The following is a 12,197-nucleotide window of genomic DNA, read 5'->3' on the forward strand; positions in this document are numbered from 1 at the left end:
TGGTCGTGCTCCCGACGTCCCGTAGACCCCAGATCGATCTGCTCGGCCCGCTCCAGGTCGTCCACGGCGGCGGCGTGGTCCCGATCCCGGCGCCCAAGCACCGCGCCGTCCTCGCCGTCCTCGCGATCAACTCCGGCCGCCCCGTCCTGGCGGACCGGATCATCGAGGAGCTCTGGCAGGGCTCCGAGCCCAAGTTCGCCCGCAAGACGCTGCAGGGATACGTCTGGCGGCTGCGCCATGTCCTCGGTGAGGACCTGCTCACGCGAGGCGGCTGCTACGAACTGCGCGGCACCCGGCACGAGACGGACGCCGCCCGCTTCGAGCGGCTGCTGGCCGACGGCCAGCTGGCGCTGCGGACCCGTGACCCGGCCCTGGCCCGCAGGCGGCTGGATGCGGCGCTGGCTCTGTGGCGCGGGCCCGCGCTCGCCGACGTGCCGAGCGGCCCGATGGTCCGGGCGCACGCCGACCGGCTGGAGGAGGCCCGGCTGCTGGCCGTCGAGGCCGTGCTGGAGGCCGATGTCGAGCTCGGCCGGCAGGCGACGGTGATCCCCGCGCTGCGCGAGCTCACCGCCGCGCATCCGATGCGCGAATCCCTGCACGCGCTGCTCATGATCGCCCTGTACCGGTCGGGACGCCAGGCCGAGGCCCTGTCCGCCTACGCCGGGCTGCGGGCGACGCTGATCGGCGAGCAGGGCCTGGAGCCGGGGCGGGCGGTGCGGGAGCTCCACGGGAGGATCCTCGCGGCCGACCCGGCTCTCGACACCGCCGTCCGGCATGAGCGCGGCACGCCTCAGCCCCAGTTCTGACCGGCGGGCTCCTTGATCGTGGCGTTGATGCGGTTGAAGAAGTTGGTCATGGAGATCGTCAGGATGATCGCGGAGAGCTGCTGCTCGTCGAAGTGGTCCGCGACCTCGTCCCAGAGCTCGTCCGGCACGGCGTCCCCCGACCGGTCGGCGATCCGGGTGACGGCCTCGGTGAGCTGCAGCGCGGCCCGCTCGACATCGCTGTAGTAGGGCGCCTCCCGCCAGGCTGCGACGTTGCCCACGCGCTCGTCGGACTCGCCGGACTTCTTGAGGTTCTGGACGTGCGCGTGGACGCAGGCGCTGCACCCGTTGATCTGGCTGGCGCGCAGGGCGACGATCTCCAGCAGCTCCTGGGGCGCGCCGCCCTGGTAGATGGCCTTGTAGATCGTCTGGATGCCCTTCAGGCTGTCGGAGAGGACGTACGCCGGGTTCTTCATCCGTGCTTCCATGATCGATGTTTCCTTTCTCGGCTGGTTGACCTGTGCATTCATCATGCGAAGCCGAGCTGATACATTCGCGATACGTCCGCTATGGGCGGCCTATATGTCCCGTTCGGGAGGGTGGGTTGGGCGTTCGGTTCGCTGTCCTGGGGCCCGTGCAGGTGAGGGATGCCGACCAGGAGCTGACCGGCCTGGCGCCACGTCACCGGGCGGTCCTGGCGTACCTGCTGCTGCACGCCCGCGCCGTCCTCACCGCCGACCAGCTGATCGACGCGGTGTGGGGTCTGACGCCGCCGGACACGGCGCGTTCGCAGATCCAGGCCGCCATCACCGCGATCCGCCGGGTGCTCCGCGAGGCGGGGGCGGCGCAGCAGCTCGCGACCCGGTCGGGCGGATACGTGATCGAGCCTGAGCGGCTCGATCTGGAGGAGTTCACCAGCCAGGTGGCGGCCGTCCCCAAGGCCGCCGAGGGCCCCGACGCCGCCCGGCGGATACGTGAGGCGTTGCGGCTGTGGCGGGGGCAGCCGCTGGCGGACGTGACCGCGGACTACGTCGAGAGCGCCCGCGCCCGGCTGGAGCAGCGCCGCCTGGCGGCCGTCGAGCGCCTGGCGGACATCGAGCTGTCGCTGGGCCGGCACGAGGAGCTGATCGACGAGCTGTCCGCGCACGTGGCGGCGCATCCGCTGCGGGAGCGGCTGGCGGGTCAGCTGATGCTCGCCCTGCACCGCGCGGGGCGGCAGGCCGATGCGCTGTCGGTGGCCCGCTCGCTGCGCGAGTCACTGATCGAGCAGCAGGGGCTGGATCCGGGCCGCACCTTCGTGGCGCTCGAACAGGCCATCCTCCGTGACGATCCGAGCCTGCAGGTCCAGGCGCAGGAAGAGCCCGTACGCGAACCCGAACGGCCGGCGAACTTCCTGCCGTACGACATCCCCGACTTCGCCGGCCGGGCCACCGAACTCGAGCGGATCGCCGGGCTCCGCTCCGGCATGACGATCGTGGCCATCGACGGGATGGCCGGCATCGGCAAGACGGCGCTGGCGATCCACGCCGCGCATCGGCTCGCCGAGCGCTACCCCGACGGGCAGCTCTTCGTCGACCTGCAGGCGCACACGGCGGGGCACGAGCCGGTCGAAGCCGGCGCCGCGCTCGAGACGCTGCTGCGCCAGCTCGGGGTGCCGGCCGAACGCATCCCGGCCTCGGACACCGCGCGGTCCGCGCTGTGGCGGGCCGAGCTCGCCGCGCGCCGTGCCGTGATCGTGCTGGACAACGCCGCCGACACCGATCATGTACGCCCCCTGCTGCCGGGCGCCTCCGACAGCCTCGTCCTCGTCACCAGCCGCCGCCGGCTGATCGATCTCGACGGCGCCCACGCGCTGTCGGTGGAGGTGCTGACGGCCAGGGACGGCGAGGCGCTGTTCACCTCGATCGTGGGAGAGCGGGCGCAGGCCGAGCCGAACGCGGTGCTCGACGTGCTGCAGCTCTGCGGGTTCCTGCCGCTGGCCGTGCGGATCGCCGCCGCGAGGTTGCACCATCGCCCCCGCTGGACCGTCACGTACCTGGCCGACCGGCTGCGTGACAAGCGCAGGCGGCTGGCCGAGCTGTCCACGCCCGACCGGGGGGTGGCGGCCGCGTTCACGCTGTCGTACGAGCAGCTGGACGCCGCGCAGCAGCGCATGTTCCGGCTGCTGGGCGTGCACCCGGGGCGCGACATCGACGCCCACGCCGCCGCGGCGCTGGCCGATGTGCCGGCCGACGACGCCGAGACACTGCTGGAGGACCTGCTGGACGCCCACGTCCTCGCCCAGCACCAGCCCGGCCGCTACACCTTCCACGACCTGCTGCGCGAGCACGCGCGCGCCACCGCGGCGGCCGAGGAGAGCGACGACGCCCGGCATGACGCCCTGACCCGGCTACTCGACCATTACCGGAGCACCGCGGCCGCGGCGATGGCCCTGGTCTATCCGTTCGGCAGGCTCCGCAGGCCGGTGATCCCGGAGACGGGGTCGCAGGCCGTGCCGTTGCTGGACGCCGCCGAGGCGGGCGCGTGGCTGGCCGCCGAGCGCGCCAACCTGGTCGCCGCGGGCAGCCGCGCGGCCGACGGCGACTGGCCACTCCATGCCGGTCAGCTGGCGACCATCGTGCACCCCTATCTCGACGGGCACGCCCATCATGCCGACGCGATCACCTTGCACACGAAGGCGCTCGACGCCGCGCGCCGCCAGGGTGACACGGCGGCCGAGGCGCGGGCCCTGCTCGACCTGGCATGGGTCTACTGGCGGCAGGGGCTCTACGAGAAGTCGTACGAGACCTGCCGGCCGGCCCTGGAGCTGTGTCTCGAGAGCGGCGACCGGCTCGGGGCGTCGCGGGCGCACAACACGCTGGGGAACGTACGCCTGCGGCAGCACTCGTACGAGGAGGCGGAGCGCCATCTGACGCAGGCGCTCGACCTGAGCCGCGAGATCGGCAACCGGGTCGGGGAGGCCTACACGCTGAGCAATCTCGGCATCGGCCACGAGCGGCAGGGACGGTACCCGGAGGCCCTCGACCATCTCCGCCGGGCGCTGCGGCTGCATCGCGAGTTCCGCAACCGCAACGGCGAGGCCCAGACGCTGGACCTCCTCGGCCAGGTGCACCAGCGCCAGGGGCAGCACGAGCAGGCCGGTGACCACCACCGGCAGGCGCTGGAGCTCTATCGCGAGCTGGGCAACCGCGGCGACGAGGCCGCACCGCTCAACGGCCTGGGAGAGACCGCCCGGCTCGCCGGCGATCCCGAACAGGCCGCGGCGTACCACGACCAGGCCCTCGCCATCGCGCGCGAGCTGGGCAACCGGCCCGAGGAGGCCCGCGCCCACGAGGGCCTGGCGCGCATCCACCGCGATCGCGGCCGCCTCGACTCGGCCCGCGATCATGCCAAGCAGGCACTGGAGCTGTACACCGGTCTCGGCGTGCCCGAAGCCGGGCAGCTCACGGCCTTCATCGCGGAGCTGGAGTAAGCGAGCCACGTTCTCAAGAAAATTCGAGATTCGTCTGTCGATCCGGCCCGGGCGAGTTCGACGCGTTGGTGAGAGAACTCGTAGGGAGGAACCACCATGCAGAAGATCACCACGTACCTCTGGTTCGACAACCAGGCCGAGGAGGCCGCGACCTTCTACACCTCGCTCTTCAAGGACTCGCGCGTCCTGGACGTCCACCGCTACGGCGACGCCGGGCCCGGTCCCGCCGGGACGGCCATGATCGTGACGTTCGAGCTGGCCGGGCAGCGGTTCATCGCGCTGAACGGCGGCCCGCAGTTCACGTTCACCGAGGCCGTCTCGCTCTACGTCGACTGCGACTCGCAGGAGGAGGTGGACGAGCTGTGGGCGAGGTTCACCGAGGGCGGCGAGGAGTCGCAGTGCGGCTGGCTCAAGGACAAGTACGGCCTGTCCTGGCAGATCATCCCGCGTCGGCTTCAGGAACTGCTCAGCGACCCTGACCCGGCCAGGGCCCAGCGGGCCATGAAGGCCATGCTCGGCATGCAGAAGATCGACCTCCTGGCCCTGGAGACGGCCGCCGACGGCTAGAGACGCGTGTCGGATCGCAGGACGTACGGGTCAGAGGCCGAGCACCTGGGCGGGCTCGGCGATGACCTGCTGGATGATCAGGCCTGCCGCGCCCAGCACGGCCGCGTCCGGGCCGGTCTCCGACACCACGAGGGCGGGGGGCCTGCCGCGCATCTGCCCCAGACGGGCCCCCAGCCCCTCCGACACCGGCCCTTCCAGCCAGGGGAACAGCGGCGCGTAGATTCCGCCCAGCACGATCCGGCCGGGGTCGAGGAGGTGGACGGCCGAGGTGAGCGCCACGCCGAGGGCGTGCCCGGCCCGCTCGCACGCCTCCAGCGCCGGCCGGTCGCCCGACTCCAGCCGCGCGACCAGCGAGGTGACCGAGGCCAGCGCGCCGAGCAGGGCGTCCTGCCCGGCATACACCTCCAGGCAGCCCCGGCCACCGCACCGGCACGCCGGCCCGTCGGGCACGACGACGACGTGGCCCAGCTCGCCCGCCAGCCCGAACGTCCCCCTGAACACCGTCCCGCCCACCACGAGCCCGGCACCGATGCCGATCTCGCCGGACACGTAGAGGAAGTCCGCCGCCTGCGAGCCGAACCACAGCTCGCCGAGCGCCGCCAGGTTCGCCTCGTTGTCGATCGCGAACGGCAGGTCGACCAGGTCCGGCACGCGTACGTCCCGCCAGCCGAGGTGTGGCGCGCTACGCAGCACCTCGCCCTCGACCGTGCCGGGCACGGCGAGCGCCGCGCCGATGATCCGCAGCCCGGCCTGCTCCGCCTCGGCCGTCGTCTCCTTGACGAGGTCGCGCAGGCTCTCCAGGATGTCCGCCGGGTCCGAGTTGCGGTTGTCGGCCCGGCGCGTACGGCGCAGCCGCACCTCCCGAGTCAGATCGACGACGCACGCGGCCAGATAGTCGATGTTGATCTCCAGCCCCAGCGTGGCCACCCGGTGCCCGCTCAGGCTCACCGCCACTCCCGGCCGCCCTCGCTCGCCGCCCCGCACGGCCCCGCTCTCGGTCACCACCCCGGCGTCCAGGAGGTCGGAGACCAGGCTGGACACGGTGGTCTTGGTGAGCCCCGTCATCTCGGCGAGCGCCGCCCTGGTGTGAGGTCCTGATCGGTGAATGGCGCCGAGTACTACGGCCAGGTTACGGGCACGCATGGAATCATGCCGGACCCCTCTTGACGCCGCCATGCTCACCTCCTCAGGATTATGTACAGATTATGGACTAATCACGAGGAGCGCACTCGAATGGCCAATTTCATCCCGACCCCGACCGACCAGTTCACCTTCGGCCTCTGGACGGTCGGCTGGCAGGCGCGCGACCCGTTCGGCGACGCCTCCCGGGCGCCGCTCGACCCGGTGGAGACCGTCCACCGGCTCTCCGAGCTCGGCGCGTACGGCGTCACCTTCCACGACGACGACCTGCTCGCCGTCGAGCCCGACAGGGACAAGGCCATCGCGGCGTTCAGGAAGGCCCTGGACGAGACCGGCATGAAGGTGCCGATGGCGACCACGAACCTCTTCACGCACCCGGTGTTCAAGGACGGCGCGTTCACCAGCAACGACCGCGACGTCCGCCGGTACGCGCTGCGCAAGGTGATCAGGAACATCGACCTGGCCGCCTCCCTGGGCGCCAAGACGTACGTGTGCTGGGGCGGTCGCGAGGGCGCCGAGTCGGACGCGGCCAAGGACGTCAAGGCCGCGCTCGACCGCTACAAGGAGGGCCTCGACCTGCTCTGCTCGTACGTACGCGAGCGCGGCTACGACATCCGCTTCGCCCTTGAGCCCAAGCCCAACGAGCCCCGCGGCGACATCCTCCTGCCCACGATCGGCCACGCCCTGGCACTGATCAACGACCTGGAGCACCCCGAGATGGTGGGCCTCAACCCCGAGGTCGGCCACGAGCAGATGGCCGGGCTCAACTTCGTGCACGGCATCGCCCAGGCGCTCTGGCACGGCAAGCTCTTCCACATCGACCTCAACGGCCAGCACGGGCCGAAGTACGACCAGGACCTGATCTTCGGCCACGGCGACCTCAAGAGCGCCTTCTTCCTGGTCGACCTGCTGGAGAACGGCGGCTACGACGGGCCGCGCCACTTCGACTACAAGCCGCTGCGCACCGAGGACGCCCAGGACGTGTGGGACTCGGCCGCGGCGAACATGCGTACGTACCTGATCCTCAAGGAGAAGTCGCGGGCCTTCCGCGCCGACCCCGAGGTGCAGGAGGCCCTGCGCGCCTCCCGCGTGGACGAGCTGGCGCAGCCTACGCTGGCGCCGGGCGAGACCTGGGCCGACCTGGCCAAGGACGACTTCGACCCCGAGGTGGCGGCCGCCCGCGGCTTCCACTTCACCCGGCTCAACCAGCTCGCGCTCGAGCACCTCCTGGGGGTACGCGGATGACGAAACCCATCAGTGTCCAGCTCTACACCGTCAGGGACGCGCTGGCGGCCGACCGCGACACGGTGCTGAGCCGGATCGCGGAGATCGGCTACCGGTCCGTGGAGCCCTACGACCCCACGACCGATCCCAAGGGCTTCCGCGAGGTGGTCGACGATCTGGGGTTGAGCGTGTCGGGCACGCACGCGTACGCGCTGCTGAGCAAGGAGCCCGCCGAGGTCTTCGACGCCATCGCCACGATCGGCACCGACCTGGTGATCATTCCTGGCGGCATCGCGCACGAGGAGTTCACCACGCGCGACGGGCTCTCGCGCACGGCCGACCTGCTGAACGGGCTGGCCGAGCAGGCGGCGCGGTGCGGGATGCGGATCGGGTACCACAACCACTGGTGGGAGATCGAGCCGCGGATCGACGGCCGGCACGCCATCGAGGCGCTGGCCGACCTGCTCGTCCCCGAGGTGTTCCTGGAGATCGACACGTACTGGGCGGCCGTGGGCGGCGCCGACGTGCCCGCCCTGCTCGGCAGCCTGGCGGAGCGCATCCTGGCGCTGCACGTCAAGGACGGGCCGGTGGTCAAGGGCGAGCCGCACACCGCGGTGGGCAGGGGCGTCATGCCCGTGCCCGAGATCCTCGCCGCCGCCCCCGACGCCTGGCGCATCGTCGAGCTCGACGAATGCGCGACCGACGTCTTCGCCGCCCTCGCGGACAGCCACGCCTACCTCACCTCTTTGGAGGGCTCTTGAGCAACGGCCCCGTCGGCGTCGCCCTGGTCGGCGCCGGGAACATCAGTGGCCAGTACCTCCGCAACCTCACAGCCTTCCCCGACGTGCGCGTGATCGGCGTCGCGGACATCGACACCGAGCGGGCCGCCGCGGTCGCGGCCGAGCACGGCGTGCCCGTGTCGGGCGCCCTCGCCACCGTCCTGGCGGTGCCCGAGGTCGAGATCGTCGTCAACCTCACCGTCCCGTCCGCGCACGCGGCCGTCGCGCTGGAGTCGCTGCGCGCCGGCAAGCACGTGTACGGCGAGAAGCCGATGGCCATGGACGTGGACGAGGCCACCAAGATCGTGACCGAGGCCGCCAACCTGGGCCTGCGGGTCGGCGGCGCACCCGACACCTTCTTAGGAGCCGGGCTCCAGTCGGCCCTGCACGCCCTGCGCTCCGGCCTCATCGGCGAGCCGGTGGCCGTCACGGCGGCCACGCAGAGCCTCGGCCCCGAGTCCTGGCATCCCAACCCCGAGTTCTTCTACCAGCCGGGCGGCGGTCCGCTCTTCGACCTCGGCCCGTACTACCTGACCGCCCTGGTGTCCCTGCTCGGCCCCGTCACCCGGGTGGCGGCCGGCACGCGCAGGGCGCGCCTGCACCGCGTAGTCGGCTCGGGGCCGAAGGAGGGCAAGGTCTTCCCCGTGGACGTCCCGACGCATGTCAACGCGTTGCTCGACTTCCCGGGGGCGGCCACCGCCGCGGCCACCTTCAGCTTCGACTCACCGATCAACCGCCGGACCATCGAGATCATCGGCTCCGAGGGCGCCCTCTCGTTGCCCGATCCCAACACGTTCGAGGGGCCTCTGCTGGCGCGGGGGCTGCACGACACGGACTGGCACGAGCGGCCGGTCTCGGGCACCACGGCCGGGCGCGGCATCGGCGTGCTCGACCTGGCCAGATCCCTGCGGTCGGGCACGCCCCACCGGGCCTCGGGCGATCTGGCCTTCCACGTGCTGGAGCTCATGTCGGCCATCTCGGAGTCGGGCGAGCGCTCCGAGTTCCGGCCCATCACGTCCACCACCACCTCACCGGAGCCTCTCCCGTCGGACTGGGACCCGTACGCCTCGACCCTTTGACGGGGGCTCCCACGCTGACCCGCGGCGCCCACCGCCCCTCGGCGGCCGGGCGCCGCACCCTCTGCGCCGCGTCGCCGCACCTCCAACCGTCAACGGCGAGACGCCGTTACCCTGGGTGGGCCTGGCCACGGAGCGCGAGGAAAGGTAACTCGTTGGCTTGGGCAGGAGCGAGCCGCGAGAATGGCACGATGGTGGAGAGTGGCGAGACCGACTGGGTCTCCAGGTTCGCGGACGAGGTCATCTCCGAGGCGGAGCGTCGCGCGCCCGGCAAACCGGTCGTGTGCGCCTCGGGCCTGAGCCCGTCGGGCCCGATCCATCTGGGCAACCTGCGCGAGGTGATGACCCCTCACCTGGTCGCCGACGAGATCCGGCGGCGCGGCGTCGAGTGCGTGCACCTGCTGTCCTGGGACGACTACGACCGCTTCCGCAGGGTGCCCGCGGGCGTCGACCCGTCCTGGGCCGAGCACATCGGCAAGCCGCTGACCTCCGTCCCCGCGCCTCCGGGCAGCGCGTACGGAAACTGGGCCGAGCACTTCAAGGCGCCCATGATCGAGGCACTACGGCAGCTGGGCGTCGAATACCACGGCATCAGCCAGACCGAGCAGTACACGAACGGCGCCTACCGCGAGCAGATCCTGCTGGCCGTGCGCGAGCGCGCCAGGATCGACGCCGTGCTGTCGCGCTACCGCACGAAGCAGGCGAAGCAGGTGGAGGACTATTTCCCGTACAAGCCGTACTGCGAGCTGTGCGAGCGCGACCTGACCACGGTCACCGCCTACGACGACGTGACCACCGAGCTGGCCTACACCTGCGAGTGCGGCTTCGGCGAGACCGTGCGGCTGGCCGAGCACGACCGCGGCAAGCTGGTGTGGAAGGTCGACTGGCCGATGCGCTGGGCGTACGAGGGCGTGGCCTTCGAGCCGTCCGGGGTCGACCATCACTCCCCGGGGTCGGCGTGGATCGTCGGCGGCGAGATCGTGGGCGAGGTGTTCGGCGGGCAGCGGCCGATCGGCCCCATGTACGCGTTCGTCGGCATCACCGGCATGGCCAAGATGAGCAGCTCCAAGGGTGACGTGCCGACCGCCGCCGACGCCCTGGAGATCATGGAGGCGCCGGTGCTGCGCTGGCTGTACGCCCGCCGCAAGCCGGCCCAGTCCTTCAAGATCGCCTTCGACCAGGAGATCCAGCGGCTCTACGACGAGTGGGACGCCCTGGGCCGCAAGGTCGCGGAAGGCCGGGCCCAGCCCGCCGAGCTGGCCGCGTACAACCGGGCCGTGAGCACGGCCGCGGGCCCGCTGCCTGCGACGCCGCACCCGGTCCCCTACCGCACGCTGGCCTCCGTGGTGGACATCACGACCGGCGATGCCGACCAGACCCTGCGCATCCTGCGCGACCTCGACGCGATCGGGACGCTCGACGAGGCTCGCCCCCGCCTCGACAGGGCCCAGCGCTGGGTCGACGGCCACGTGCCCGCCGACCAGCGCACGCGCGTGCGCGACGAGCCCGACGAGGAGCTGCTCGACTCGCTCGGCCCGAGCGAGCGGGAGGCCCTGCGGCTGCTGGCCGACGGCCTGGACGACTGGTCGCCGGCCGGCCTGACCGCGCTGGTGTACGGCGTACCGAAGATCCAGGCCGGGCTGCCGGCGGACGCCGAGGCGACGCCCGAGCTGAAGGCGGCGCAGCGGGCCTTCTTCGCCCTCCTCTACAAGCTCCTGGTCGGCCGCGACACCGGTCCGAGACTCCCCACGCTGCTGCTGGCCGTGGGCGCCGACCGGGTGCGGAAGCTGGTGGGCGCGTGAACGGCGCCCTGGTGGGCGCGTGAACGGCGCCCTGGTGGGCGCGTGAACGGCGCCGTCCTGATCACCGGCATCATGGCCGCCGGCAAGTCCACCGTGGCGCAGGCCCTGGCCGAGCGGCTGCCGCGCTCCGCCCACGTGCGCGGTGACACGTTCCGTCGCATGGTCGTCGGCGGCCGCGCCGAGATGACCCCCGAACCCACCGACGAGGCCGTCCGCCAACTCGATCTCCGTTACCGCATAGCGGCCAATACGGCTGACATGTATTTCGATGCCGGATTCACACCAATAGTCCAGGACATCATTATCGGCGGGGACTTGGAACGGTTTACGAAAGTTATTCACACTCGCCCCCTCCATGTAATCGTCCTGGCTCCGGACGCGGATGAAATCGATCATCGAGAAAGATCCAGAGCAAAGATCGGATATAGCGGAAGATGGACGATTGCCCAGCTAGATGCGGTTCTGCGCACAGAAACACCGCGCATCGGACTATGGCTCGACACCACCCGGCAAACGCCTCAGGAGACCGTCGACGAGATCATTAGGAGGGCCGCGGAAGCGGAGATCTTGAATTAACAGACCAATGCAAGGAAGCGTCAAGCGACTTGCATGTGTCCGGGGTGACCTTTAGCACATGAACAAGCAGCCTTTCGCCGCCAGCGTCAGTGTCATCGTCCCGGCGATGAACGAGGCCGAGAACCTCCCCCATGTCTTCGCGACGCTGCCCAACTGGATCGACGAGGTCATCCTCGTCGACGGCAACTCGACCGACGACACCGTTGCCGTCGCGCGCAGGCTGCGCCCCGACCTCCGGGTCGTCGTGCAGACCCGGCGCGGCAAGGGCAACGCCCTCATCGAGGGCTTCCAGGCCGCCCGGGGCGACATCATCGTCATGATCGACGCCGACGGCTCGACCGACGGCCGGGAGATCCACTCCTTCGTCACCACGCTCGTGAACGGCGCCGACTTCGCCAAGGGCTCCAGGTACGCCCCTGGTGGCGGCTCGGACGACATCAGCCCGATCCGCTCGTTCGGCAACAAGTTCCTCACCGGGCTGACGAATCTCCTCTACGGCACCCGCTACACCGACCTCTGCTACGGCTACAACGCCTTCTGGGCGTGCCACCTCGACGCCCTCGAGCTCGACTGCGACGGCTTCGAGATCGAGACCCTGATGAACGTCCGCGCCGCCCAGGCCGGCCTCATCATCCGCGAGGTCCCCAGCCACGAGCGTTCGCGCATCCACGGCGCGAGCAACCTGCACGCGGTGCGTGACGGCTGGCGCGTGCTCAAGACGATCATGCGCGAGCGTGCGCGAGGGTCTGCCGTGACGGGGCAGACGCAAGTTGCGCTCGCCAAGTGACATCCTTGGA

At 71.0% G+C, this 12,197-nt stretch carries 11 protein-coding genes; 9 read left to right on the forward strand and 2 right to left on the reverse strand.

The genetic code is table 11. The features are described from left to right. Positions 1 to 5: 5 nt before the first annotated feature. On the forward strand, positions 6 to 806 hold the full coding sequence (locus ABD830_RS39640; protein ID WP_344999064.1) for an AfsR/SARP family transcriptional regulator: 801 nt from the start codon (positions 6 to 8) through the stop codon (positions 804 to 806). Here ABD830_RS39640 and ABD830_RS39645 read toward each other — a convergent pair. Further along, on the reverse strand, positions 791 to 1,252 hold the full coding sequence (locus ABD830_RS39645) for a carboxymuconolactone decarboxylase family protein (RefSeq protein WP_344999066.1): 462 nt from the start codon (positions 1,250 to 1,252) through the stop codon (positions 791 to 793). The genes ABD830_RS39640 and ABD830_RS39645 overlap by 16 nt on opposite strands. A gap of 146 nt (positions 1,253 to 1,398) precedes the next feature. Here ABD830_RS39645 and ABD830_RS39650 point away from each other — a divergent pair, with 146 nt between their 5' ends. Next, a complete protein-coding gene (locus ABD830_RS39650) occupies positions 1,399 to 4,236 on the forward strand; it encodes an AfsR/SARP family transcriptional regulator (protein WP_344999068.1) in 2,838 nt (945 codons plus the stop codon). Positions 4,237 to 4,332: 96 nt separating this feature from the next. After that, positions 4,333 to 4,803 carry a VOC family protein gene (locus ABD830_RS39655; protein ID WP_344999070.1) on the forward strand — a complete coding sequence of 157 codons (471 nt, stop codon included), beginning with the start codon at positions 4,333 to 4,335 and terminating at the stop codon, positions 4,801 to 4,803. A gap of 30 nt (positions 4,804 to 4,833) precedes the next feature. On the opposite strand, the gene ABD830_RS39660 is transcribed toward ABD830_RS39655, so the two are convergent. After that, complete coding sequence (locus ABD830_RS39660) at positions 4,834 to 5,946, reverse strand: ROK family protein (RefSeq protein WP_344999072.1); 1,113 nt, start codon at positions 5,944 to 5,946, stop codon at positions 4,834 to 4,836. Positions 5,947 to 6,036: 90 nt separating this feature from the next. Here ABD830_RS39660 and xylA point away from each other — a divergent pair, with 90 nt between their 5' ends. From xylA to ABD830_RS39690, 6 genes are all read left to right on the forward strand, one after another. Then, positions 6,037 to 7,188, forward strand: coding sequence for a xylose isomerase (gene xylA, locus ABD830_RS39665; protein WP_344999074.1), 1,152 nt, complete (start codon positions 6,037 to 6,039; stop codon positions 7,186 to 7,188). Beyond that, positions 7,185 to 7,928, forward strand: a complete 744-nt coding sequence (locus ABD830_RS39670) for a sugar phosphate isomerase/epimerase family protein (RefSeq protein WP_344999076.1) — start codon at positions 7,185 to 7,187, stop codon at positions 7,926 to 7,928. Before xylA ends, ABD830_RS39670 begins: the two co-directional genes overlap by 4 nt. After that, on the forward strand, positions 7,925 to 9,025 hold the full coding sequence (locus ABD830_RS39675; protein ID WP_344999078.1) for a Gfo/Idh/MocA family protein: 1,101 nt from the start codon (positions 7,925 to 7,927) through the stop codon (positions 9,023 to 9,025). The genes ABD830_RS39670 and ABD830_RS39675 overlap by 4 nt, the downstream gene beginning before the upstream one ends. A gap of 188 nt (positions 9,026 to 9,213) precedes the next feature. Continuing rightward, positions 9,214 to 10,824 (forward strand): lysine--tRNA ligase, encoded by a 1,611-nt coding sequence (gene lysS, locus ABD830_RS39680; protein ID WP_344999080.1) that lies wholly within the window; start codon positions 9,214 to 9,216, stop codon positions 10,822 to 10,824. Between the two features lie 42 nt (positions 10,825 to 10,866). Beyond that, positions 10,867 to 11,400: an AAA family ATPase gene (locus ABD830_RS39685; RefSeq protein ID WP_344999082.1), complete on the forward strand. Its 534-nt coding sequence runs from the start codon at positions 10,867 to 10,869 to the stop codon at positions 11,398 to 11,400. A 58-nt stretch (positions 11,401 to 11,458) separates the two neighbouring features. Continuing rightward, positions 11,459 to 12,187, forward strand: a complete 729-nt coding sequence (locus ABD830_RS39690; RefSeq protein ID WP_344999084.1) for a glycosyltransferase family 2 protein — start codon at positions 11,459 to 11,461, stop codon at positions 12,185 to 12,187. Positions 12,188 to 12,197 lie beyond the last annotated feature (10 nt).

The organism is Nonomuraea helvata, assembly GCF_039535785.1.
GTDB lineage: Bacteria > Actinomycetota > Actinomycetes > Streptosporangiales > Streptosporangiaceae > Nonomuraea > Nonomuraea helvata.

Excerpts from the sequence above, each read along its gene's own strand:
- ABD830_RS39645 (WP_344999066.1), bottom strand. The coding sequence starts at position 1,252 with ATGGAAGCACGGATGAAGAACCCGGCGTACGTCCTCTCCGACAGCCTG.
- xylA (WP_344999074.1), top strand. The coding sequence starts at position 6,037 with ATGGCCAATTTCATCCCGACCCCGACCGACCAGTTCACCTTCGGCCTC.
- ABD830_RS39690 (WP_344999084.1), top strand. The coding sequence starts at position 11,459 with ATGAACAAGCAGCCTTTCGCCGCCAGCGTCAGTGTCATCGTCCCGGCG.
- ABD830_RS39655 (WP_344999070.1), top strand. The coding sequence starts at position 4,333 with ATGCAGAAGATCACCACGTACCTCTGGTTCGACAACCAGGCCGAGGAG.
- ABD830_RS39660 (WP_344999072.1), bottom strand. The coding sequence starts at position 5,946 with ATGCGTGCCCGTAACCTGGCCGTAGTACTCGGCGCCATTCACCGATCA.
- ABD830_RS39670 (WP_344999076.1), top strand. The coding sequence starts at position 7,185 with ATGACGAAACCCATCAGTGTCCAGCTCTACACCGTCAGGGACGCGCTG.
- lysS (WP_344999080.1), top strand. The coding sequence starts at position 9,214 with ATGGTGGAGAGTGGCGAGACCGACTGGGTCTCCAGGTTCGCGGACGAG.